Origin of the sequence: Marimonas arenosa, from assembly GCF_030848945.1 — a bacterium.
Lineage (GTDB): Bacteria > Pseudomonadota > Alphaproteobacteria > Rhodobacterales > Rhodobacteraceae > Marimonas > Marimonas arenosa.
Genome location: NZ_JANHAX010000003.1, coordinates 227324 through 250297 on the forward strand (window position 1 = coordinate 227324; position 22974 = coordinate 250297).

At 63.8% G+C, this 22974-nt stretch carries 20 protein-coding genes; 12 read left to right on the top strand and 8 right to left on the bottom strand.

Going from position 1 to position 22974, the window contains the following annotated elements; all coding sequences use genetic code 11:
• Positions 1–71: 71 nt before the first annotated feature.
• Complete coding sequence (locus NO357_RS11245; protein ID WP_306735767.1) at positions 72–1547, bottom strand: NAD-dependent succinate-semialdehyde dehydrogenase; 1476 nt, start codon at positions 1545–1547, stop codon at positions 72–74.
• A 96-nt stretch (positions 1548–1643) separates the two neighbouring features.
• Here NO357_RS11245 and NO357_RS11250 point away from each other — a divergent pair, with 96 nt between their 5' ends.
• Positions 1644–2435, top strand: a complete 792-nt coding sequence (locus NO357_RS11250) for a hormone-sensitive lipase (RefSeq protein ID WP_306735768.1) — start codon at positions 1644–1646, stop codon at positions 2433–2435.
• Positions 2436–2493: 58 nt separating this feature from the next.
• Here the strand turns inward: NO357_RS11250 and NO357_RS11255 are convergent, their stop codons facing one another.
• Positions 2494–3486 carry a P1 family peptidase gene (locus NO357_RS11255; protein WP_306735769.1) on the bottom strand — a complete coding sequence of 331 codons (993 nt, stop codon included), beginning with the start codon at positions 3484–3486 and terminating at the stop codon, positions 2494–2496.
• Positions 3487–3636: 150 nt separating this feature from the next.
• Between NO357_RS11255 and NO357_RS11260 the strand changes: the two genes are divergently transcribed.
• From NO357_RS11260 to NO357_RS11305, 10 genes are all read left to right on the top strand, one after another.
• A complete protein-coding gene (locus tag NO357_RS11260) occupies positions 3637–4845 on the top strand; it encodes an aminopeptidase P family protein (RefSeq protein WP_306735770.1) in 1209 nt (402 codons plus the stop codon).
• Positions 4846–5154: 309 nt separating this feature from the next.
• Positions 5155–6231, top strand: a complete 1077-nt coding sequence (locus NO357_RS11265; RefSeq protein WP_306735771.1) for a hypothetical protein — start codon at positions 5155–5157, stop codon at positions 6229–6231.
• A gap of 188 nt (positions 6232–6419) precedes the next feature.
• The gene (locus NO357_RS11270) at positions 6420–7568 is read left to right on the top strand and encodes a hypothetical protein (protein WP_306735772.1); all 1149 of its coding nucleotides are present in this window, start codon (positions 6420–6422) and stop codon (positions 7566–7568) included.
• Positions 7569–7637: 69 nt separating this feature from the next.
• Complete coding sequence (locus NO357_RS11275; protein ID WP_306735773.1) at positions 7638–9572, top strand: AAA family ATPase; 1935 nt, start codon at positions 7638–7640, stop codon at positions 9570–9572.
• Positions 9573–9660: 88 nt separating this feature from the next.
• Positions 9661–9993, top strand: coding sequence for a hypothetical protein (locus NO357_RS11280; protein ID WP_306735774.1), 333 nt, complete (start codon positions 9661–9663; stop codon positions 9991–9993).
• 49 nt (positions 9994–10042) lie between these two features.
• A complete protein-coding gene (locus NO357_RS11285) occupies positions 10043–10354 on the top strand; it encodes a hypothetical protein (protein WP_306735775.1) in 312 nt (103 codons plus the stop codon).
• A 158-nt stretch (positions 10355–10512) separates the two neighbouring features.
• On the top strand, positions 10513–10926 hold the full coding sequence (locus tag NO357_RS11290; protein WP_306735776.1) for a hypothetical protein: 414 nt from the start codon (positions 10513–10515) through the stop codon (positions 10924–10926).
• On the top strand, positions 10923–12266 hold the full coding sequence (locus NO357_RS11295; RefSeq protein WP_306735777.1) for a DUF6638 family protein: 1344 nt from the start codon (positions 10923–10925) through the stop codon (positions 12264–12266). Before NO357_RS11290 ends, NO357_RS11295 begins: the two co-directional genes overlap by 4 nt.
• 3 nt (positions 12267–12269) lie before the next feature.
• Positions 12270–12542: a hypothetical protein gene (locus tag NO357_RS11300; RefSeq protein ID WP_306735778.1), complete on the top strand. Its 273-nt coding sequence runs from the start codon at positions 12270–12272 to the stop codon at positions 12540–12542.
• 11 nt (positions 12543–12553) lie between these two features.
• The gene (locus NO357_RS11305) at positions 12554–13216 is read left to right on the top strand and encodes a DUF1523 family protein (protein ID WP_306735779.1); all 663 of its coding nucleotides are present in this window, start codon (positions 12554–12556) and stop codon (positions 13214–13216) included.
• A 64-nt stretch (positions 13217–13280) separates the two neighbouring features.
• On the opposite strand, the gene NO357_RS11310 is transcribed toward NO357_RS11305, so the two are convergent.
• Positions 13281–14030 carry a sulfite exporter TauE/SafE family protein gene (locus tag NO357_RS11310; RefSeq protein WP_306735780.1) on the bottom strand — a complete coding sequence of 250 codons (750 nt, stop codon included), beginning with the start codon at positions 14028–14030 and terminating at the stop codon, positions 13281–13283.
• Positions 14027–15160: a citrate/2-methylcitrate synthase gene (locus NO357_RS11315; RefSeq protein ID WP_306735781.1), complete on the bottom strand. Its 1134-nt coding sequence runs from the start codon at positions 15158–15160 to the stop codon at positions 14027–14029. The genes NO357_RS11310 and NO357_RS11315 overlap by 4 nt, the downstream gene beginning before the upstream one ends.
• A 33-nt stretch (positions 15161–15193) precedes the next feature.
• Here NO357_RS11315 and NO357_RS11320 point away from each other — a divergent pair, with 33 nt between their 5' ends.
• On the top strand, positions 15194–16048 hold the full coding sequence (locus NO357_RS11320) for a phosphate acyltransferase (RefSeq protein WP_306735782.1): 855 nt from the start codon (positions 15194–15196) through the stop codon (positions 16046–16048).
• 127 nt (positions 16049–16175) lie between these two features.
• On the opposite strand, the gene NO357_RS11325 is transcribed toward NO357_RS11320, so the two are convergent.
• The 4 genes from NO357_RS11325 to NO357_RS11340 form a co-directional block, all read right to left on the bottom strand.
• Positions 16176–17333 (bottom strand): acetate/propionate family kinase, encoded by a 1158-nt coding sequence (locus tag NO357_RS11325; RefSeq protein WP_306735783.1) that lies wholly within the window; start codon positions 17331–17333, stop codon positions 16176–16178.
• A 3-nt stretch (positions 17334–17336) separates the two neighbouring features.
• Entirely contained in the window at positions 17337–19112 is a 1776-nt protein-coding gene (gene xsc / locus NO357_RS11330; RefSeq protein ID WP_306735784.1) for a sulfoacetaldehyde acetyltransferase, read from the bottom strand.
• A gap of 157 nt (positions 19113–19269) precedes the next feature.
• On the bottom strand, positions 19270–20733 hold the full coding sequence (gene pdxR / locus NO357_RS11335) for a MocR-like pyridoxine biosynthesis transcription factor PdxR (RefSeq protein WP_306735785.1): 1464 nt from the start codon (positions 20731–20733) through the stop codon (positions 19270–19272).
• 737 nt (positions 20734–21470) lie between these two features.
• A complete protein-coding gene (locus NO357_RS11340) occupies positions 21471–22865 on the bottom strand; it encodes an aminotransferase family protein (protein ID WP_306735786.1) in 1395 nt (464 codons plus the stop codon).
• Positions 22866–22974 lie beyond the last annotated feature (109 nt).

Consider the following 22974-nt stretch of genomic DNA (forward strand, 5'->3'; position numbering starts at 1 on the left):
TGCGAATGTTTTACTCTGTCGCAGGCACGGCAGGTGAAATTTCCCTGCCGTGCAACTGTCTGAACCAGTGCTCAGACCGACAGGCAGACGTATTTCAGCTCGCAGAATTCGTCGATGCCGTAATGGCTGCCCTCGCGGCCCAGACCCGATTGCTTGACCCCGCCAAACGGTGCGACCTCGGTCGAGATGATGCCGGTATTGACGCCGACGATGCCATATTCCAGCGCCTCGGCCACCTTGTAGACCCGGCTGAGATCCTTGGCATAGAAATAGGACGCCAGGCCAAAGATGGTGTCATTGGCCATGGCGATGACCTCGTCCTCGTCCTCGAATTTGAAGAGCGGCGCCATCGGGCCGAAGGTCTCTTCCTGTGCCACGGCCATCTGTTGGGTCACGTTCTTGACGATGGTGGGTTGGAAGAAGGTGCCGCCGAGATTGTGCTGCGAGCCGCCGAACACGACCTCGCCACCCTTCGAGACCGCATCGTCGATATGTTCCCGGACCTTCTCAACCGCGCCGTCGTTGATCAGCGGGCCAAAGGCGGTGTCCTCTTCAAGACCGTCGCCCACTTTCATCTCGGCCAGTTTTGCCGCCAGTTTCGCGGCGAACTCATCGTACACGCCGGCCTGCACATAGATCCGGTTGGCGCAGACGCAGGTTTGGCCGTTGTTGCGGAACTTGCACATGATCGCGCCATCGACGGCGGCATCGAGATCGGCATCGTCGAACACGATGAAGGGCGCGTTGCCGCCCAGCTCCATCGAGCATTTCAGAACCTGGTCGGCTGCCTGTTTGAGCAGGATGCGGCCGACATCTGTGCTGCCGGTGAAGGTCAGCTTGCGGATCTTCGGGTTCTCGCAGAACTCCTTGCCGATGTCCGAGGCGCGCGACGAGGTCACGACCGAGAAGACCCCGTCGGGGATGCCGGCGCGCTTGGCAAGCTCGCCCAGCACCAGCGCCGACAGCGGGGTTTCCTTGGCGGGCCGCGCCACCATGGCGCAGCCGGCGGCCAGCGCCGGGCCGGCCTTGCGGGTGATCATCGCGTTGGGAAAGTTCCACGGCGTGATCGAGGCGGCGACGCCGATCGGCTGTTTCAGCACCATGATCCGCTTGTCGCGCTGGTGGCCCGGGATCATGTCGCCATAGATCCGCTTGGCCTCTTCAGCGAAGAATTCGACAAACGAGGCGCCATAGGCAATCTCGCCGCGGCTCTCGGCCAGGGGTTTGCCCATCTCGGCGGTCAGGATCCGGGCGAGGTCTTCCTGGTTTTCCATCATCAGGTCGAACCAGCGCCGCAGCACCGCGGCGCGCTCCTTGCCGGTCCACTTTGCCCAGTCCTTCTGGGCGGCATGGGCCTTGTCGATGGCCACCGCCACCTGGGCGCGGGAAAGGTCGGCCACGTTGGCGATGACGTCGCCGCGGGCCGGATTGGTGACCTCGAACGTGCCGTTGTCGCCTGTCACCCACTCCCCCGCGACATAGGCCTTTTCACAGAGCAGGCTGGGATCGTTGAGCAGGGATTTCAGATTTGTGACGGTGTCGAGCATGACAGGGCCCCCCGGGTTCGCGTGATTGAATTGGTCTCGCCAAGGCAAAGCACTGCAGCGTAGGATTGTCTAGGGCCAGAAAGGGAGAGAAACAGTATGGAACTGGACGACGCCTACGCCAATGCGGCTCATATTTCCGGCGCAGAGGGCTACCCGCCACGTTGGGCCGAGGCGGCCCGGCTGTGGCGCACGCGGGAGGCGCACGACGATCACGCGCGACTCGACCTGGAATACGGGCAGGGCGAGCGCGAGCGGTTCGACCTGTTCCTGCCCGAAGCTACGCCAAAGGGGCTGGTGGTGTTCGTGCATGGCGGTTACTGGCTGAAATTCGACCGCTCCTACTGGTCGCACCTGGCAGCGGGTCCCGTAGCGCGCGGCTGGGCGGTGGCGATGCCGTCTTATGATCTGTGCCCGGCGGTGCATATCCGAGACATCACCCGGCAGGTCGCGAAGGCGGTGGACGTCGCCGCCGGGATCGTGGCGGGGCCAGTGCGGCTGACCGGGCATTCGGCTGGCGGGCATCTGGTGGCACGGATGCTGGCGCGGGGCATGTTGGAGGGCGAGGTGGCGGCACGTTTGCAAAAGGTAGTGCCGATTTCGCCGGTGGCGGATCTGCGGCCGCTGCTGAAGACTTCGATGAATGCCGATCTGAAGCTCGACGCGGCCGAGGCGGAGGCGGAAAGCCCGGTTCTGATGCGCGACAGGTTGGATGTGCCGGTGACCGTCTGGGTGGGGGAGGATGAGCGGCCGGCCTTTCTCGACCAGGCGCGGTGGCTTTCAGAGGCCTGGGGCTGTGAGCGGACGGTGGCCGAAGGGCGGCACCATTTCGATGTGATCGAGCCGTTGGAGATCGGCGACAGCGATCTGGTCGAGGCGCTGTTGGCATAGGGGCGGAGTGGGGGCCAGCCCCCACTCCCCCGAGGTATTTACCGAACAGAAGAAGAAGCTAAAGAGAAGACCAGCAGGGGAGTTGGTCGGTTTCCGCAGGGGTGGCGTGGAAGATGGCACGGGCGATGGCACGGGCCATGGCGGTGGCGGCGGCGTGACCGAGATAGAGCGTGTCGGCGATGGGATTTGCCAGCGGCGTGGCCCCGGTTGCGGCGGCGAAGATCAGATCGCCGTCCATCGGAGTGTGCGAGGGGACGAGGGCCCGGGCATAGCCGTCATGCGCGGCGGTGGCCAGCCGGGTGCATTGCGCCTGGGTGAGGGTCGCGTCGGTGGCGACGATGCCGATGGTGGTGTTGGCGTGGCTGGCAAGCTTGGTGTCGGGCAGGTGCGGGTCGGCGGGGTAAGTGGCCGATACGCCGAGGCTGCCGAACTCGTCATCGATCTCGAACGGCGCGGCCCAAAAATGCGGGGTATCGGCAACGGTAGCCGAACCAAGCGCGTTGACCGCGACCAGGGCGCCGACGGTGTGGCCGGAGGGCAGTACGACCGAGGCCGAGCCGAGGCCGCCCTTGAGATTGGCGGTAGTGGCGCCGGTGCCGGCGCCAATGGAGCCGAGATCGAAATTGGCAGCGGCGGCGGACAGGGCCTGTTGACCAAGGGCCTTGTAGGGGTTGGACGCCCAGGCCTTGTCGCCGCCATTGAGCAGGTCGAAAAGGATCGCGCCAGGTACGATCGGAACCAACTGATCGCCGACGGCGAAGCCGCGGCCCTGGGCGCGTAAGCTGTCGGCCACGCCCGAGGCAGCGTCGAGCCCGAAGGCGGAGCCACCTGAAAGGACCAGGGCGTCGACCTGTTCGACCGTCTTGTCGGGCGCCAGCAGATCGGTTTCCCGGCTGCCGGGAGCGCCGCCCATGACCGAGACGCCGCAGGTAAACGGTTCGTTCCCCAACAGAACGGTGCAGCCGGTCTTGATCATGTCGTCCGAAGCGTTGCCGACGGTTAATCCGGCGACATCGGTTATGAGGTTTCGGCTGCCCGGCTTGGCCTGCATGGTGATTTTCCCTTGTTTGTGTGACTCACATCTTGCCAGAACGCGCGGGATCGGCAAGAGAGGGGACGGCCCGGGGCGATGGCGTCGCTCCGCACGAGGGCTTTACCAGACAGTCCTGAACGCCGGGATCTTCTTTTCAAGGAGGTCAATATGACTGCACGTCCCGAAATGTATCGTTTCCACAATGGCGAGAAGGCCAAGCTGCCGTTTGCAGAAACCGAATATGCCGCGCGGCTGAAGGCATTGCGCCGGACACTGGACGAGATGGGGGTGGGCGCGGCCGTGTTCACCTCGATGCATGGCATCGCCTATTACTCGGGTTTCCTCTATTGCAGCTTCGGGCGGCCCTATGGGCTGGTGGTAACCGACAGCGCCTGCGTTACGATCAGCGCCGGCATCGACGCGGGCCAGCCTTGGCGACGGTGCTATGGCGACAACCTCACCTATACCGACTGGCAGCGCGACAACTTTTGGCGTGCGGTCCGCTCGGTGACGGGCGAGGGCAACGTGGTTGGCTATGAGGGCGATCACATGACGCTGGCGCAGCGCGACAAGCTGGAGGACTTCCTGAAGCCGCTGACCATGGTCGATGTGGCGCCGGCTGCGATGCGGCAGCGGATGATGAAATCGAAGGCCGAGATCGCTCTGATCCGCGAAGGCGCGCGGGTGGCCGACGTGGGCGGTTTTGCGATCCGCGAGGCGGTGAAGCCGGGCGTGCGCGAGATCGACGTGGCCATGGCCGGGCGTGACGCGATGGAGCTGGAAATTGCCAAGTCTTTTCCGGAGGCTGAGTATCGCGACACCTGGGTCTGGTTTCAGTCTGGCATCAATACCGATGGAGCCCACAACCCGGTGACGGGGCGGGTGCTGGAGCGGGGGGATATCCTGAGCCTGAACACTTTCCCGATGATCTCGGGCTATTACACCGCGCTGGAGCGGACGATGTTCGTGGGCGAGGTGGACGACGCGTCGCGGGAGATCTGGGAGGCCAATGTTGCGGCGCATGAATATGGCATGAGTCTGCTGAAGCCGGGGGTGAACTGTGGCGAGGTCACGCAGCAGATCAACGCCTTTTTCGAGGAGCGCGACCTGCTGCAATACCGGACCTTCGGCTATGGCCATTCCTTCGGGGTTCTGAGCCACTATTACGGCCGCGAGGCGGGGCTGGAGCTGCGCGAGGACATCGACACTGTGCTGCAGCCCGGCATGGTGATCTCGATGGAGCCGATGCTGACCATTCCGCAGGGCCAGCCGGGGGCCGGGGGCTATCGCGAGCACGACATTCTGGTGATCACGGAAGAGGGCAACGAAAACATCACTGGCTATCCCTATGGACCGGGGTTCAACGTGGTGGGCTGAGACCAACCATGCCGAAATGGAATGGGTCGGGGCGGTAAGAATTAACCTTTTGCCCCGAATGGCCGTATGGCCGCCCGGCTGGCACGCTGGCTGGCATCCTGACTGGCGCACGGTGGGGGTTGAGGAATAAACCTTGCTTAACGAAAGGTTACCCGCAGAGCTGAAGGACGGAACAATCGGCGCCGCCTTTCCCCTTTCCTTTGCCGTGCGGTTTTGCAACACTTTCGCCGAACGCGAGACCCGGTGGATGTAAAAAGGATTAACACTGCCCATATCTACCCCAAGTGATTGCCGTGGAAGGAGTACTGAATGGCGAATTTCGAAGCCCAGATGCAGGAATCTCAGAAGCAGGTGGCCGAGGCACAGGCGAAGATCGCCGAGTTGACCAGCCGCATCGAGACGGCACGGCAGAAGATGGAGTCGGGCGAGGATATCGCCATCGATATCGAGAACGCGACGCTCGACGAGGTGCACGCCCATACCGAGCTGATGAACGCCAATATCGCCGAACTGATCATGGGACTCGACGATGTCACCGCGGCGTTTTCCAAGGATTTCGACGAGATGCGCTCGAAGACCGGCTGGGAGACCCTCGTCGGCATTTTCTCGAAGGCCAAGGCGGACTCGATGCGGGGCGAGCGCATCCGTGCAGCCAGCATCGATGACAAGCTGCAGGACCTGATCGGCAAATCGGACGTCATTACAAAGCTGTTGCAGGGCCAGCTCGACGAGTTGAACCGGCAGAAGACCACGGTCGAGGGCAACCTGTCGGAAACGCTGGAAGACCGCGAAGTGACGGTCGGCGACCTAGAGACCGTGCGGGCCGACATCCAGGCGATGGATCCGAAAATCATCGAGCTGGAGAACAAGATCGCTGTGGAACAGGATGCGGCGGCGCGGACCAAGCTGGAAACCGAGTTGGCCGAGCTGAATGCGAAATACAACGCGCTGGTGCAGGACGAGCAGGTGAAACTGGCGAAGTCGCAGACGCTGGAGCGCTATATCGAGAAGGGCAAGACCTGGATCGACTCGCTTCAGAACCAGGCGGCGACGCAGATGGTGCTGATCAACAAGCTGCAGACCGACACCAAGCAGCGGGTGGTGCTGTATGACGCGCTGACCAAGTCGCTGAAAACCGCGCAACAGCAGGACGTGGCTCACCGAATCAACGAGATCGGGGTGCAGACCGACAAGGAAGCCCAGAGCGCGATGGCCGCCATCGGCACCGCGACCAACCAGCGGATGGCCGACATGATGGAGGCCCACGAGGAGCACATGGTGTTTGCCCGCGAAGTGCTGGAGGCCAAGGCCAAGGCCGACGAGCGGTTCGCCCGGCGGTTCGCGGCGATCGTCGAGAAGCACGACAAGAATCTCTACGGGGAGTAGTGGGGCCGGATGCGGCGCATTTCCCTCTTTGTGATCGGCGCGATTGGCGATGGGCTGCATTTGCTTGGCTTGGTGTTGCCTGGGGTTGGGTTGTTTGGCAGTGCCGCGCCACGAGTTGGCGCCGAGTCTCGCGGCATTTGCCATCGACGGTTTCGTCACAATGCGCGGACTCTATTTCGGGAAGCGAAATGACTGATATCACCGACCGCCGCGACGATATTACCGGGGATCGCGATCAGGTAGGGCTGACGGACACGTTTGCCAGCCGCCGCTATTTCCGCAAATTCGAGAAGATCACCGAGCACCTGACCCATGTCGCGGCACAGATGCAGGCCGAGGGGCAACTGAGTGCGCGCGAGGTCGAGGTGATGACCCGCTATGTCGTGGCCATCGGATACACTTTCCAGGCGCTTTCGATGAAATACCTGATGGTCGGGCGTGACACCGGCCGGCATTTCGGCGCGCTGGAGATGGACCGGGTGGAATCTGGTTTTCCGGTGTTCCAAGAGCTTCTGGTGATGGCCAACGACGCCGCCCAGGCGGCGCGGCACCTGGAGAACATGCCGACGGTCCAGGCGCTTAAGGAGCAGATGGTGCGCAAGATTCTCGGCGACCGGGAACTGCCGACCAAGCTGCAATACGCTTTGAGCCAGCGGCTCTATTACCAGGAACTGATGAAGGGCGAGCTGTTCTGGGCGCGTAACGACCCCGACATCCAGTGGATTTCCGGCGAGGCGCCGCGCACCCGGTTCCTGGTCTATTGGGCGGTCTATGACAGCCTGGTGAACCTGCCGACGATCTATCTGATGGAGGTCGAGGATACCGGACGCACCGCGCTGCCGCTCGATGAGCGGCGCTGGCCCGAGGTGCAGTCGCACCTGATGGCACAATCGGTGGGCGGACTGAAGCTGGTGACTATTGCGAAGGGTTTCGACGAGGATTTCGACGACCTGCATCCAAAACTGCTGAAGCGCATCCATGTCGGGCCGATGTATTCCCACGCTTTCACCCGCCAGACCGGGCCGCTGCGCGAAGTGCTGCGCGATGCCCGCGCGCCCGAGGGGCAGGACTGGGCCCTGGCCTGGACCATCGAGGAGCTGGAGAGCGAGCGGGTGACGGAAGAACGAACCGGGTGGTTTTCGACGGTGGAACGCGAGGTGTTCGCGCTGGATCCGTTTTCGGGGCGCGGCGTCGATACCGGGGCAACGCGGACCGAGCGGGCGATCATCCTGCCGCAGCGGCCCTATCAGGTGCTTGAGGAGCGGCGACCACCGGGATTTGTCAATGTGCGCAAGTTCGTGGTGAGCCCGCAGGGGCGGGTGTTGAGTTACAGGTGAGGGATGCTGCGCAGGATGCGCACCCGACGTAGGGTGTGCCTATGGCGCACTTTGTGCGAGAGGACATAGATGAGCCGGACAAGCGATCAGATGGAGCTCCGCGAGGAGGATATCCGCAAGCATTACGAGGCCGCCGCGGCGATGCTGGAGGGGTTCGACCACACGCCGCGGATCGCCAAGGCCAAGGAGGCGCCGAAGGAGGAACGTTCGAGCGGGATCGGCACGCGACGGCGGTTCCGGACCACGACGCCGGGGCTGGTGACACGCTCGACGGCACGGCCGGAGGGGGTGCAACTCCTGGCGCGGATCGAGTCGGCGGATGGCGACGATCCGATTGTAAGCTCGGCGCAGGCCTCGGTGATGAACGGGCTCAGGCGCGCCATTGCTATCGCGCTGGCCGTGGCCGAGACCTATGGCGATCAGACCGGGCTGGCTGATCTCAAGCGGGCAAACCTCGAGGGGGCGTTGCCGCCGGACCGGAAGAATGAGTTCTCGGAACTGCTGACGGCGGAGGCGCTGATCACGCTGCATGTCTTCGGCAATGCCACCGCCTTCCTGCTGAGCCCGCACCTGACCGAGGTCAGCGTCGAGGTGGGCGAGGTGCAGGAGGTGCTGACCGACAATGGCCTGCTTGCCCTGCACGGGGCGCTGTGGGAACTGGACCAGGACATCGCGGGTTTTGCCAGTGACGATGCGCGGCTGATCGCAACTGTCTGTGCCTACGCCGAGCAGCTGATGGAGAAGGTTTCGCTCCGGGCGCAGACGGCCGGGCGGCTGGGACCGTTCACCGGCGCGGCGTGGAAGGTCGAGGCCGACGAGTTCTCGATCCGCGGCTTCCAGCCGGCACGGGCGGCGAAGGGCTCGATCCTGACCATGACCTTCAAGCAGCCGCACGAGGTGGTAGGCAACCATATCGCCAAGTACCAGGCGCTGCGGCTGTCGAAGATGCTGATGGCCTATGATTTCGAACGCCGGCTGAACCCGTTTGCGGAACTCGGTGGCTTCATTTTCACCTTCATGGGCGACGGCAAGCCGGGCACCGGCAAGACCACGCTGATCCAGATGATGGCGGGGCTGATCAAGGGCTATTGCGACAATGCCGGTTATCCGTTTCGTTATCAGAATTTCGGCATCGACAATATCGACAGCTACCAGGGCAAGTCGGGACAGAACGCCAAGGCCTTCGTACAGAACGTGCTGGACTCGTCGGTGATCGGCTTCGGCACCATCGACGATATCGACCAGATCGCCGGCAAGCGCGGCGACCGGCAGTCGAGCGCCGGGCAGCAGGAAGTGACAGCCGTCTTCATGGAGGCCTTTGCCGGGGCCAACACGGTGGTCCGGGGAAACTGCACCTTCGGGATGTTCTCGAACTTCCCGGAGAACGTTGACGATGCCTTGCGGCAGCGGGCCGGGGCGCGGTTCCTGGTCGACGGGCCTCAGACGCGGGAGGACTACGTCGACATCCTGCACCTTCTGATGGGCAAGAAGCACGACATCCCGCTGGGCGATCACGAGCTTTACGCCGCGCAGGAGATCAAGCGGGCGGTGGCACGGTCGTTCGAAGCGCATAACAAGCCGCACGAGGAAGGACTGATGCGGGTTTACGAGCGGGTCGAGAAAGAGATCGGCAAGCTCGACACAATTGCCAAGCTGGGGACCTATCTCAAGGGCATCCAGGAGGCGGATGACCGGTTCACCGGTCGGTCGATCAAGAACATCACCGATGCGGTGAAGGTCAGGGCGATGGATTTCGAGCTACCGGACGAATGGATGGAAGACCCCGAGCTGTTCCTGTTCAAGCCCTACGAGGAAAAGGCGGGGATGATTGAGGAGCTGCGCCGGCCGATCACGGTGGAAATGGTGATCCAGGAGATCAACCGCTATGCGGACAGCGAGTTCCGCTATGCCGACAAGTCGGACGAGGTCGCCATCGAGACCATGGTGCGCGAGTTCGGGCGGCAGGAAGAGGCCAAGCGGCGGTATCTGGAGGCCAAGGAGTGATGAACTTTCCGCCGCGTCCCGGGCTCGACCCGGGACCTCTCGACATGTGGTTAGAGGCCCCGGGTCAGGCCCGGGGCGGGTGGGCCTGATGGTCGTCAGCGTTCTACTCCCGGCGCTGGGGCTGATCCTGTGCGCGGTGGTCATTCCGATTGTTCTGGAGCGTTGGGTGCCGGAGAGCGTGGGCGGCATGATCGTGAACGGGGTGCTGACGGCGGTGTTGATGACGCTGTTGTCGACGGGGTATTTCCTGTGGGCCTACCAGCGGCAGGACACGCGACTGCTGGACGCCATCGGCTTTGCGCCGGGCGAGACGCTGGGCTATTTCCTGCGGCTGGGGCTGAGCGCGGGGCTGATCTGGGGTCCGGTGATGATACTGATGATTTCGACGTCGCCGCGGCGGTGGAAGGAGAACGTGTGGTGAGCGGTTCGTGGTGCCGGGCCGAAACCCGGCCGACGGCAGGAGGCGAGGGATGAGCGGGCGGTATGAGGAGCCATTTCCGCTGCGTCGAATGGTGGTTCATCCGGTGTTCTGGGGGGTAGTGGCCTCGCTGGCCGTTGTGGCTCTGGTAATCTGGTGGGGAGTGCAGGAGCAGTGCGGCATCACCGGCAGTTGCGAGACGCGGTTTGCACAGGTGCTTGGGTCGAAGCCGGCCGAGTTCGCGACGGTGGTGGGGGGTGCGGCGCTGGTGCTGATCTGGGTGTGGCTGGTGGTGCTGGTATGGGTGCAGGCGCGGGCGGTGAAGGTGGCGCGGATGGGGTTGGATGCGAGGGAGCACGATTAGATGTTGAAACCGCCGGCAGACACAAAGAACGAAGGGCAGCGCCTGGCCCGGGGTGGGTGCGGAGCGCCCGCCCATGGGGCGGGTCGGGCGCTGCCCGGCCTGAGGCCGGGCGGATCTATGAAAACGTTGGCTCGCGGTGCTGTTCGGGAGACCAAGTCGTGACCGAGCAAGAAAAAGCAGAGGCTGCACTGGCAATCAAGGAAATGATTCCTTGGCCGGTTGAAGTACTTTTTTGGGCTGCTTTTGTCCTCGCTCTCCTAATTATTGCGGCCAGCCTCGCATTGCCCCCGACAAAAGCATATGCTTCATTCACAACGGTTTTAGCCAGATCTCTTGCCGCGCTTACAATTTCAATTGGAGGCCTAAAACTTGCCTTGGCTGGAAGCCTCAGCGCGTTAACTTTGGTTCATTTCGACCTTGACGGAAGCTATTTCTGGCCACCATTTGCGGCCATTGCGTTCGGTTTGTCAGGCGCAGAATTGATTATCTTAGTGGTGCAGGGCCTGCATGTCGCAAAGCGCGTTCGTGAAATACGACAGTCGCCAATTCCTCAAGAAGGGACGGCCCAATGAAACGCCTCATCGAAAGAGGCCTGATGTTCGGCAACCTGATCGAGGTGGCCTCGCCCGCCTTGATCGAGCGCTATAACCGGGCGCTGGAGCATCTGACCGGCAAGCGCACGGCGCTGGAGGATCTCCATATCGACATTTCCGGCTATTCCCCGGAAGTCGGTGACGAGCTGGGGGACCACCTTTACCTCAACCAGAACGGCGTGAACCGCCAGTTCATCTTGCTGACCACCGAGCAGAAGACGGCGCCGCTCCTGGGGGCGAAGTTTTCGACCAGCCGCGGGATCCTCAGGCAGTTCATCGAGGAGAACGAGGCGCAGCTTTTCGCGCTGACCGCGCGCGACGCGGTGGCGGGGGAGCTGGTGAATTCGGTTTACGCGGTGGAGACACCGGAACGGCTGTTCGACATCCGCAAGGTGGTGATTGAGGCGGATACGACGGAAGGCACGGTGCGGCAAGCCGAGAAACTCGGGGCGCTAGTGGACCGGTTCCAGAGCGAAGATGACGCCTGGTTCGACGATGTGCTGATCGCCGAGATGATCACTATGGCGAAGAAGACCGGCGACGTGACACGCAACCCTGTCAAACTCAGACAAATGGAGTTCGAGCAGCAGAATTTCTGGACGGCGCATTTCGGCGGGCTCTACCTGTTCCGGGGGATGGACCACCCGGCGGTGATCGCCAGTGGTGACAAGACCGGGCTGGGCAAGCTGCCGATAAAATATACGTTCGACCTGAATGATCGGAACCAGATCGCCAAGTTCTTCGAGTTCAACGACCTGGTGGAGCCGATCGTCAAGGCGCGCGGCATAGATGCCGCCGCGATCCTGCGGCAGAAGATGGATTTCATCGTGGTCGACGCGGCGCAGGAGGCCGGGATCGACCTGTCGGGCGCCACGCGGGCGGATATCCGGGCGTTGGCGCGACGCTATGCCGGGCAGCTGCCAGAGGAGTTCCACGGGCTGCAGGAGCTGCTGCACTGGGCCGAGGACGGCGGCAAGTGGCCGCGGATCACCAGCGACCACCCGGCCTATTTCTATACGTTGCGCGCGGCCGATCATGCCGACCGGGACCTGGTCAACATGCTGTTGTCGGAGCTGGCGCCGAAGGACGTGCGGCAACTGTTCATCTGCCACAAGGAGCTGTTCTACAGGCTCTATGCCGGATGGAGCGAGACCAAGAAGTCCTATGTCGCCGATTTCCTGCACCGCGAATATCAGGTGGACAAGGTGGGCACGCGGAAGGCACTCTTTGGCCACGACGCGCCGTTGGCCGACGATGGCACTGTGCCGCGCGAGGACCTGATCGAGCGGGTGGGGCCATGGGGAGCCGTGAGGAGGTAAGCAATGGGGTTCATCCGGCTGATCATATTCGGGGCCATCGGGCTGACCGTGATCTATTTCCTGCTGTCGATCTATTCGCGCAGCCTGCGCAAGGAGAAACTGGAGAATGCCTGGGCCGAGGATCACCCGCAAGGCGGCGATCCGGTCGAGCGCGAGGCCTTTCTGGAGCGGGGCATGGCGCAGTATGAAAGCTCGCTCAGGCCCAAGCTCCTGCTTCTGGTTTACGTTGTGCCGGCGGTGCTGGTGACCGTGATCCACATCCTGACGACCTATTGAGAGGAGGCGACATGCGCCGGATCTGGACCATCATCAAGGTGATTTTCTTCGTGCTGCTGGCGACGGTTCTGCATTACGTGTTGCCACAGCATGACGTGGGCCGTGTGACGTCGAGCGAGGTGATCCGGGCGGATTTCACCGGGCTCAACCGCATCTTCTACGCGCAGGCCGACAGCGGCACGGCAGAGCTGACGACGCGGGATCTGCGGCTGATCAACACCGAGATCAGGAAGACCTGGTTTCTGGGATTCGGACAACGCGAGTCGACTCGCGTGATGGTCTATCGCAACGAGGACACCGGCTGGATCTGGCCACCCTATTTCAAGTTCGACTCGTCCGATCTTCAGGCCGAGGCCAACGCCGCGAGCGTACAGGCGGCAGGGCAGGATCAATGGGTGGTGATCACCCATTACGGCTGGCGAAACAAGTACCTGACGATCTATCCCAACGCGATCGGAATCAGGAAAGTCGACGGGCCGGACGTGACCGTGATCCCGTGGTTCAACATCTTCTTCTTCGTCTTTGTCCTGTTGGCCATCGGGATGATCCGGGCGATGTGGCGGCAGTTCCGCGAGCGCACCATCGACCCGGCCTGGGACGATGTGCACGAGAGCGTGACGCATCAGAAGGGGCGCATCGCGCGCTGGCTGGATAGCTGGCGGTCGAAAAAGTGAGCCCGGTGGCTGTGCAACCGCAGCCGGTGGATCGTGACTATTTCCGGAAAGATGAAAGACCGGCTCAGGCCAGGCTGCGAACCAGGCTGGCCAGGGCCAGGGCGATGAGCAGCGACAGCGAGAAGGGACGGTGGTAGCGTTCCCATCGGGGCGTAAACAGGCGGCGGCCGAGCGCAACGCCGGCCATGGTCGGGAGAAACAGGAGCGTGGCCCGGGTGAGCGCCGTGGCGGTGAGCATGCCAAAGAGGCTCTGCCAGACAAGCCCGAGGGTGCCGCCGAGGAAGATGATCAGGATCAGTGTGCCGCGTATCCGCCGCGGCGGGATGTTCAGCGCCAGAGTGTAGAGCGCAATGACCATGCCGCCAATCGAGGCCAGGCCGGTGACGAAGCCCGAGAAGATACCGGTGGCCACGGTGGGCAGCGCTGCCGGCGAAACCGGCAGGCGCAGGCGCAGGAGCTGTGCTGCGGCGAGCCCCAGTATCAGCAGCAGCGCGATGCGGCGCGACAGGTCGGGCGGCAGCGAGGTGGTGAGCCAGAGACCGAGGGGCACGCCGATCAGGGCGCCGGTCTGCAAGCGCAGCGCCATTTTCCTGTCCGCGTCGCCGAGGCCGCCGCGCAGGAGCAGCAGCGAAGAGGCGAGTTCGAGCAGCAGGCAGATCGGGATCAGTTCGACCGGCGGGATCAGGATCACCAGCGTCGCCATGATCAGCGCCGAGAGGGCGAAGCCGGTGAAGCCGCGTACGAGCCCGGCGAAAAAGACCGTGACGGCAGCGAAAGCCAGTTGACCCGGTGTCAGCGCGGCGGCAACAATCATCGCTCGGCGAGCGGCAGGTAGGGGCGCGGCTCGGGGCCGTTATAGAGGGTGAGCGGGCGGATGAGGATGTTCTGGCGCTGCTGTTCGATGCACTGGATGATCCAGCCGGGCATGCGGCCGAGGGCAAAGATCGGAACGTAGAGGTCCATCGGGATGCCATGCAACTGGTAGATGACGCCGGAGTAGAAATCGACATTCACGTTCAGGCCGTGGCGGGCATAGGGTTTCATCGCCTCGACCACGGCTTGCAGGATTTCATACCATTCGGGGGCGCCCATCTCTTCGCCCAGGCGGCGCACGCCCTCGCGCATGTGCCGCGCGCGCGGATCCTCGGCGCGGTAGACGCGGTGGCCGAAGCCGGTGACGGCCTCGCGGTTCTTGCGCTTTGTCTTGACGTAGTCGGCAGCGTTTTCGGGCGAGCCGATCTCTTGCACCATTTTCATCACGTCTTCGGCAGCCCCGCCATGGGCGGGGCCGGCGAGCGTGGACAGCGCGGTGACGATGGCGCCGTGCAGGTTCGCCTCGGTCCCGATGGTGACGCGGGCGGCGAAGGACGAGGCGTTGGAGCCATGCTCGGCATGCAGGATGAAATCGACATCGGCGAGGCGAGCGGCATCTTGGGAGGGCTTTTCCCCCTTGAGCATCCATAGCCAGTTGGCAGCGTGGGAGAGATCGGGGTCCGGGACGACGGGCGCGCGGCCGTTGCGGATCGCCTCGTGTGCTGCGACGATCATCGGCACCTGGCTGGTCAGGCGAAGTCCGTTCTCGATGAAAGCCTCTTCGCCCATCTGCCGGCTGCCCGGTTCCAGCGCGGCCAGGGCCGAGACCGCGGTGCGCAGTACGTCCATCGGGTGGCCGCCCTTGCAGGCGGCGATAATGTCGAAAATCGCGGGCGGCAGGGTCCGGGCCGCCGTGAGGCGGGCATCGAAGTCGGCGAGTTGCGCCGCGTTGGGAAGATCGCCGTGGATCAAAAGATAGGCGACTTCCTCGAAGGTGGACCGGGTGGCTAGATCGTGGATCGAGTAGCCGCGATAGCTCAGCTCTCCCCGGGTGCCGTCAATCTGCGAGACGCCGGAGCGTTCGAAATAGATGCCCTTGAGGCCGCGGTTGATCTTGACGTCTTCGGTCATGGCTGGCTCCTTGCGGTATGAAGGGGGTATGTCATGGTGCTGTTTCTGGACCGGATGGCGCAGGCTGCGACGACGAAAGCCGCGCAGGTTGTTTTTCCCGAGCTTGACGACCTGCGGGTGGCGGCGGCGGCAAAGCGGCTTGAGGCCGAGGGGTTGTGCGTGCCGATAGGCCTGTCGCAGGTGTCGGACGCGCAGGTGGCGGCACTGGTCGAGGCCCGCGGGATGAAGGAATCAATGGCGCGGCGGCTTCTGGGGAAACCGCTGTACCGGGCGGCGGCGATGGTCGCGGCAGGCGAGGCCGACGCCATGGTGGCCGGCGCTGACAGCCCGACGCGGCGGGTGATCGAGGCGGCGGCGATGGCGATCGGGTTGGACGAGGGCGTGGAGACGCCGTCGTCGTTTTTCGTGATGCTGTTTCCGGACGGGCGCGAGTTGATATTCGCCGATTGCGCGGTGAATGTCGCCCCGGATGCGGGGCAACTGGCGGATATCGCGCGGGCTTCGGCACGATCGGCCGCAGACCTTTTGGGCGCGGCGCGGGTGGCGATGCTGTCCTTCTCGACCGGGACCAGCGGGGCGGGCACGAGCGTAGATCTGGTACGCGTGGCGGCGGCGCGGGCCGGATTTGCCGGTCCGGTGCAGGCGGATGCGGCACTGGATCCGGAGATTGCGGCGAAGAAGGGGGCGGGGGCGGGTGACGCCAACGTGCTGATCTTTCCCGATCTCGATGCCGGCAACATCGCGTACAAGCTGTGCCAGGAACTGGCCGGGGCGCAGGCGCTGGGGCCGTTTCTGCAGGGTTTTCGAAGGCCGGTCTGCGATTTGAGCCGGGGCGCGAGCGTAGACGATATCGTGGCGGCGACCGCGGTGACCGTGGCAATGGCGTGAACGTTGGCGGAAACCGACCCGGTTTCCGGTTCGAATTCCGACGCGGAATTCGAGGCGCGGGCGGTTAGGCTTGGCGCGGGCCGGAAATCGCGTCGATTTCCGAAACGTTTTTCGCCACGAAAAACGCTCATGCCGCCGCCATCAGGGAAAGCGCGTCGCGGGCGATCATTTCTTCTTCACGGGCGGGGACGATCCAGACCGTAACTTTGGACGTGTCCGCGTGCAGACGGGGGGCGTTGCGGTGGTTGGCGTCGGGGTCCATGCGCCCACCGAGCCATTCCAGCCCGCGCAGGATGCGGGCGCGCACGCCTACGGCGTTTTCACCGATGCCGCCGGTGAAGGCGATGGCGTCGAGCCCTTCCATCGCGGCGATGAGACTGCCGGCGTGGCGCAGCGTCCAGTAACAGAAATGCTCGACGGCGAAATCGCTGTCGGCACTGTGGTCGAGCATCAGCTTGCGCATGTCGGATTTGCCGCCTGACAAGCCCAGAAGCCCGCTTTCGTGGTTCAGGATTGCCTTGGTGCGCTCGAGCCCGTGATCCTCGACCAGACGCAGCACGGCGTTGGCGTCGATGCCCCCTGACCGGGTACCCATGGTGAGCCCGTCGAGCGGTGAATAGCCCATGGTGGTGGCGATGGACTTGCCGTTCTTGATGGCGCAGAGCGAGGCGCCGTTGCCGAGGTGAAAAGCCAGCAGGCGGGAAGGCAGGGGTTCGCCGGATATTTCAGGCAGCAGGCGGGTGAGCGAGGCGTAGGACAGGCCGTGGAAACCATAGCGGCGGATGCCCTTGGTTTCCATCATCTTCGGGATGGCATAGCGGGTTGCGACCTCGGGGTTGGTGGCGTGAAAGCTGGTGTCGAAGCTGGCGAATTGCGGCAGGTCGGGGGCCAGCTCGGCCAGCGTGTCGATGGCTGCGAGGTTGTGCGGATTGTGCAGCGGCGCGAGCGGCGAGCAGGCGGCAATCTCGGCGCGCACATCGGGGGTGATGCGGACAGGTTGGGTGAGCTTGTGGCCGCCGTGGACAACCCGGTGGGCGGCGGCCCTGAGCGAGGCCAGCGTGAAGCCATGCGTCTCTAACCCGGCGAGAATCGCCTGCAGCGCGGAGCGGTGGTCGATGAAGGGGGACTGGGTATCGTGATCGCCGATCCGCAGGAACGAGGCGCCGCCGATCTCGGCGGCGATACCGGAGAGCTTTTCGGCAAGGTTAGGGTCGAAAACCGCGAATTTGATCGAGGAGGACCCGGCGTTCAGAACCAGGATGTGGTCGCCGCCGGGCCCTGCCATGGATCAAGCTTTCTGTTTCGCCATGTCGGCGGGGTCGATCCCTGCCACTTCGACCGGTTTCTTCATTGCGTCGCGGCGGAAGGGTTCGCCCAGTTCCTGGTTGATCATCGCCTCGATCAGCGTGGTACGCCCATGGTTCATCTGGTCGTCGATGGCCTTGGCCAGCGCGTCCTTGAGCTCGTCCATGGTGCGGGCGACCACGCCCTGCAAGCCACAGGCCTGTGCGATGCCGGCATAGCTGACCTGCTCGTCCAGTTCGGTGCCGACGAAATTGTCGTCATACCACAGGGTCGAGTTGCGCTTCTCGGCGCCCCATTGGTAGTTGCGGAACACCACCTGGGTGATCGGCGGCCATTCTTCGCGGCCAATCGCGGTGAGCTCGGTCACGGCGATGCCGAAAGCACCGTCGCCGGAGAAGCCGACCACGGGTACGTCGGGCCGTCCGATCTTGGCGCCGATGATCGAAGGCAGACCATAGCCGCAGGGGCCGAAGAGACCGGGGGCCAGGTATTTGCGCCCTTCTTCGAAGGTTGGGTAGGCGTTGCCGATGGCGCAGTTGTTGCCGATGTCGGACGAGATGATCGCCTCTTTCGGCAGAGCGCTTTCGATGGCGCGCCATGCCATGCGGGGGCTCATCCAGTCCGGCTTGTCGGCACGGGCGCGTTCGTTCCAGGTGGTGCCGGGATCGTCATCCTCGTGATCCATGCCCGCCAGTTGCTGGGCCCAGGCCGATTTGGTTTGCGCGATCAGGTCACGGCGGGCCTTGCGGCCTTCGTCGCCGGCGGTGCCGGAGAGACGGTCAAGCAGTTGTTCGGCCACCTTCCTGGCGTCGCCGACGATGCCGACAGAGACCTTCTTGGTCAGGCCGATGCGGTCGGGGTTGATATCGACCTGGATGATTTTCGCATCCTTCGGCCAGTAGTCGATGCCGTAGCCTGGCAGGGTCGAGAACGGGTTAAGGCGGGTGCCGAGGCAGAGCACCACGTCGGCCTTGGAAATGAGTTCCATCCCGGCCTTGGAGCCGTTGTAGCCCAGCGGCCCGGCAAAGAGCGGGTGCGAGCCGGGGAAGGCGTCGTTGTGCTGGTAGCCGACGCAGACCGGCGCATCGAGCCGTTCGGCCAGCGCCATCGAGGCGGGGATGGCGCCGCCCAGCACCACGCCCGCGCCATTGAGGATGACCGGGAAGCGGGCCTCGGACAGCAGCTGGGCAGCGTCGGCCAGCGCGGCTTCGCCGCCGCGGGGGCGTTCGAAATCGACGGTCTCGGGCAGATCGATGTCGATCACCTGGGTCCAGAAATCGCGCGGGACGTTGATCTGGGCTGGGGCGGATGCACGATGGGCGTTGAGGATCACCCGGTTCAGAACCTCGGCGATCCGCGAAGGATCGCGGACCTCTTCCTGATAGGCGACCATGTCCTGGAACAGCGCCATCTGCTCGACCTCCTGAAAACCGCCCTGGCCGATGGTCTTGTTGGCGGCCTGCGGGGTGACCAGGAGAAGCGGCGTGTGGTTCCAGTAGGCGGTTTTCACGGCGGTGACGAAGTTGGTGATGCCGGGGCCGTTCTGGGCGATCATCATCGACATCTTGCCGGAGGCGCGGGTATAGCCGTCGGCCATCATCCCGCCCGAGCCTTCGTGGGCGCAGTCCCAGAACATGATCCCGGCCTTCGGGAAGAGGTCGGAGATCGGCATGAAGGCCGAGCCGATGATGCCGAAAGCGTGTTCGATTCCGTGGCGCTGGAGAACCTTCACGAAGGCTTCTTCTGTGGTCATTTTCATGGGCGCGTTCCTTTGGACATGGAGGGTTGGCGGCGAGTCGGGCTACCGCACGGGTTGGGATGAATTTACGGGCTCCACAAGTCTGGGGTTAGGGCCAATTCCCTTGGCCTCCTAGAGCCAGATTTCGCGCGAACCGCGCCTTTGGGTCAGCGCCGGGTCAGGCCTGTTCGGCGACGATCCGGGCGAGGATCGCGATGCCCTCTGGTATTCGGGAAGACGGGATAGACGAATACCCCAGCCGATAGTGCGCCTGGCCGCGGCCCGGGGAGGCGAAGAACGGGTGGCCGGGTTCGATCAGGACGGATTTGGCCTTGACGCGTTCGGCCAGCACCTCGGTATCGGTGCCGTCTGGTGCCCGCATCCAAAAGGACGACCCTCCGAACGCACCACGACCGGCGACGGTCAGGCCATGGGCCGCGATGGCGTCTGCCATGACCTCTCGGCGGCGGCGGAGCGTGTTGCCCATGCGGCGGATCAGGCTGTCGTAATGCCCCAGAGAGAGGAAATAGGCCGCCGTGCGCTGGATATGGCCGGGGACGTGGCGCAGCACCGAGGCGCGCAGCGCGCGGGCCTCGCGGATGAAGGCCGTCGATCCCACCAGATAACCCAGCCGCAGCCCTGGGAAGAGCGATTTCGAGAAAGAGCCGACATAGATCACCCGGCCGTCACGGTCGAGCGACTTGAGCGCCGGCGAGGGCGGCGAAAGAAAGGACATTTCGAACTCGTAGTCGTCTTCGACGATCAACGCATCGAGTTCGCGGGCGCGGGCCAGAAGCGCCTGCCGGCGGCTCATCGGCATGGTTGCCGTGGTCGGGCACTGGTGGCTGGGAGTGGTGAAAATGACGTCGGACTCCGCCGGAACGGAGTCGGGTGGAAGGCCATCGGCATCTACGGGAATGGGCGTAACGTGGCAGCGCGACTGGGTGAGGATGTCGCGCAGCGCCGGGTAGCACGGGTCTTCGATGGCGGCCGTCCGGCGCTGAGTCAGCAGCACCTGCGCGGTGAGCCAGAGCGCGTTTTGCGCGCCCATGGTGACGAGGATTTCGTCCGGGTTCGCGAGGATACCGCGGCGCGGCAGAATGTGGCGGGCGATGAAGGTCACCAGCTGGGGGTCGTCCTGGTCGTAATAGTCCGAGGTGAGCGGAACGAAATCCTTCTGTCCCAGCGCCTGGAGCGCGCAGTGCCGCCAACTGGCATGATCGAACAGCGTCGGGTCGGTCTGGCCGTAGACGAACGGGTAGCGGTAGCTTGACCAATCCTGCGGTTTCACCGGTGTGGCGCCGCCGGAAAAGCGCTGGCCCAGCGCGCGGGACCAGTCGACGGCGTCCTGGCGCGGCGGTTGCGGCGGAAAAGCGGGCGGCTCTGGCGCGGTGTCGGACACGTAGTAGCCCGAACGGCCGCGCGAGGTCAGATAATCGTTGGCCAAGAGTTCGGTATAGGCCAGCGTCACGGTGATGCGGGCAACGCCGAGATGGGCGGCCAGCTTGCGCGAGGAGGGAAGTTTCTCGCCGCGTTGGAACCGGCCCGAGAGGATGCCCTCGGCGATCATCTGCTGAATCTGTGATTGCAGCGTACCTTGGGCGTCGGGATCGAGGAAGAAGGTTTCCACTGAAATCGCCATGGAGGTGACTTTAGTCTGGTCTTATGTAAGGCGCAATCTGGTCTTAAGTGTCATTGCGCTGTGCGAGCGGAAATCGGTTGTGACCGGGAACGCGGTTAATGCCACCGTCCGGTGGAAATCGCCGGTATGGCGGCCTGGCTGGCGGTCTGGCTGGCATCCCGTCTGGCGCGCGGTTGGGTAATGTTCTGGCTAGGGGTAGGGTTAATGCGGCGTGCGGTGCTCTGCAGCCGCGCTTCCACTCTTGGTTTGTTGCGTTGGTTTCAAAGTTGTGTCCTCCCACCCCGCGCGGCGGCTCCGGGGGTGCGCGCTCCTCCGGGCGCAGCCCGGTAAACCGTCTGGGTAGAACGCCTCAGGTTTTCTGGTCGAACTGATTTCCGCTTTTGGTCTGGAGGGGTCATTGGTTTCGAATTGGCTTCGCCACTCCGACCGACTGGGGGGCCAGCCCCCCAGTCCCCCCGGGATATTTGGAGAAAGAGGAAGACAAGCGTGTTTTCCTTCATCTGACCTGAAATATCCCGGAGGGGGTGCGGGGGAGGCAGCGCCTCCCCCGCCTCGGTCGGATCGCGGCTCGCGATCCGAAGAGCGAACGTCCTCTCCAGGCCATAACCGACACGGTTCCATCTGAATCCGATCCGCTCCTGGTGCATCGAACTGCGAGGACGTTGCCATGCATCGGTGGCGGCCCCTGTCCGGGGCGACGCGCGACGCGCGGCGCAACCCGTTGGAGACACTAAACTTTAACCGAAGACCCGTGTCAGGGCCACGTCCACCGCCTTGGTGATCTGGTCGATGTCGTCGGGGGTTGCGATCAACGCCGGCGAGAAGCAGAGCACGTTGTTGAGCCCTGGCACCGATCGGTTGGTGGCGCCGATGATCACCCCCTGGGCGCCGCATTCGGCGACGACCTGGGCGATCTGTTTCTCGCTTACCGGCTCCTTGGTGGCACGGTCGGCCACCAGTTCGGCACCGAGGAACAGACCCTTGCCGCGGACATCGCCGACGACCTTGTGTTTCTCCATCAGCGCCTGGAGGTTGCCCAGCATCCGGTCTCCCATCTTGGCGGTGTTTTCGAGGAGGCCCTCATCCTCGATGATGCGCATGTTTTCCAGTGCCGCGGCGGGGCCGGCGGTGCAGCCGCCGAAGGTCGAGATATCGCGGAAATAGTTGAGCGGGTCCTCGGGTTCGTCCTTGAACATCTCGAAGACGCGTTCGGTGGTGACACAGCAGGCGATGGCGGCATAGCCGGAGGCGACACCCTTGGCCATGGTCACGAAATCGGGCTCGATGCCGTAATGCTGGTAACCGAACCAGTGGGTGCCGGTGCGGCCGATGCCGCAGACGACCTCGTCGATGTGCAGGAGCACATCGTACTTGCGGCAGATCTCCTGCACCCGCTGCCAGTAGCCTTCGGGCGGAGGAATGACTCCGCCGCCGGCGGTCACCGGTTCGAGGCAGAGGCCGCCGACGGTGTCGGGACCTTCGCGCAGGATGACCTCTTCGATCTGGTTGGCGGCGAACTCGCCATAGCTTTCCGAGGCCGGGTCCCATTCCGCCTGGGCGCGGTATTCCATGCAATGGGGCACGCGGACGAAATGTGGCGTCAGCGGCCCGTATTGCATGACGCGTTCGTCCTGGCCGCCGGCCGACATCGTGCCGATGGTGCCGCCGTGATAGTCACGTTCGCGGTAGAGGATCTTGGTCTTCTTGCCGCCGTAGCGCTTGTGGGCGATCTGGCGGATCATCTTGAAGGCCTTCTCGTTCGCCTCGGAGCCGGAGTTGCAGTAATAAACCCGGGTCATGCCGGGCATTTTTGAGATCAGCTTTTCCGAGAACAGCGCGCCCGGGACGGAGCCTGCCGAACCAGCGAAGTAGTTGAGTTTGACCAGCTGGTCGCGCACGGCGTTGGCGATTTCTTCGCGGCCGTAGCCGACATTGACGGTCCAGACCCCGCCTGACACGGCGTCGAGGAATTCCTTTCCATGCTGGTCCCAGACCCGCATGCCCTTGCCTTCGATGATGACCCGGGGTTCGCCGGTCTCAAACGGTTTGTGCTGGATCAGGTGGTGCCAGACATGGGCGCGGTCGGCATCAACCACGTGGGAAATATCGTTTTCGCTGAGATGGCCGTCCATGGGGATCTCCGGAACAGGGGCACCGCGGCGCGGGGCCGGCGCTTGCGTGGGTTGGAATGACTGTTGATATCTTCAGACTGATTCCGGGGAATGACGATAGGGCCAGATC

What these genes read in the sequence shown, in the direction of transcription:
- NO357_RS11245 (WP_306735767.1), bottom strand. Translation starts at nt 1,547, where the DNA reads ATGCTCGACACCGTCACAAATCTGAAATCCCTGCTCAACGATCCCAGC.
- NO357_RS11250 (WP_306735768.1), top strand. Translation starts at nt 1,644, where the DNA reads ATGGAACTGGACGACGCCTACGCCAATGCGGCTCATATTTCCGGCGCA.
- NO357_RS11255 (WP_306735769.1), bottom strand. Translation starts at nt 3,486, where the DNA reads ATGCAGGCCAAGCCGGGCAGCCGAAACCTCATAACCGATGTCGCCGGA.
- NO357_RS11260 (WP_306735770.1), top strand. Translation starts at nt 3,637, where the DNA reads ATGACTGCACGTCCCGAAATGTATCGTTTCCACAATGGCGAGAAGGCC.
- NO357_RS11265 (WP_306735771.1), top strand. Translation starts at nt 5,155, where the DNA reads ATGGCGAATTTCGAAGCCCAGATGCAGGAATCTCAGAAGCAGGTGGCC.
- NO357_RS11270 (WP_306735772.1), top strand. Translation starts at nt 6,420, where the DNA reads ATGACTGATATCACCGACCGCCGCGACGATATTACCGGGGATCGCGAT.
- NO357_RS11275 (WP_306735773.1), top strand. Translation starts at nt 7,638, where the DNA reads ATGAGCCGGACAAGCGATCAGATGGAGCTCCGCGAGGAGGATATCCGC.
- NO357_RS11280 (WP_306735774.1), top strand. Translation starts at nt 9,661, where the DNA reads ATGGTCGTCAGCGTTCTACTCCCGGCGCTGGGGCTGATCCTGTGCGCG.
- NO357_RS11285 (WP_306735775.1), top strand. Translation starts at nt 10,043, where the DNA reads ATGAGCGGGCGGTATGAGGAGCCATTTCCGCTGCGTCGAATGGTGGTT.
- NO357_RS11295 (WP_306735777.1), top strand. Translation starts at nt 10,923, where the DNA reads ATGAAACGCCTCATCGAAAGAGGCCTGATGTTCGGCAACCTGATCGAG.
- NO357_RS11300 (WP_306735778.1), top strand. Translation starts at nt 12,270, where the DNA reads ATGGGGTTCATCCGGCTGATCATATTCGGGGCCATCGGGCTGACCGTG.
- NO357_RS11305 (WP_306735779.1), top strand. Translation starts at nt 12,554, where the DNA reads ATGCGCCGGATCTGGACCATCATCAAGGTGATTTTCTTCGTGCTGCTG.
- NO357_RS11310 (WP_306735780.1), bottom strand. Translation starts at nt 14,030, where the DNA reads ATGATTGTTGCCGCCGCGCTGACACCGGGTCAACTGGCTTTCGCTGCC.
- NO357_RS11315 (WP_306735781.1), bottom strand. Translation starts at nt 15,160, where the DNA reads ATGACCGAAGACGTCAAGATCAACCGCGGCCTCAAGGGCATCTATTTC.
- NO357_RS11320 (WP_306735782.1), top strand. Translation starts at nt 15,194, where the DNA reads ATGGTGCTGTTTCTGGACCGGATGGCGCAGGCTGCGACGACGAAAGCC.
- NO357_RS11325 (WP_306735783.1), bottom strand. Translation starts at nt 17,333, where the DNA reads ATGGCAGGGCCCGGCGGCGACCACATCCTGGTTCTGAACGCCGGGTCC.
- xsc (WP_306735784.1), bottom strand. Translation starts at nt 19,112, where the DNA reads ATGAAAATGACCACAGAAGAAGCCTTCGTGAAGGTTCTCCAGCGCCAC.
- pdxR (WP_306735785.1), bottom strand. Translation starts at nt 20,733, where the DNA reads ATGGCGATTTCAGTGGAAACCTTCTTCCTCGATCCCGACGCCCAAGGT.
- NO357_RS11340 (WP_306735786.1), bottom strand. Translation starts at nt 22,865, where the DNA reads ATGGACGGCCATCTCAGCGAAAACGATATTTCCCACGTGGTTGATGCC.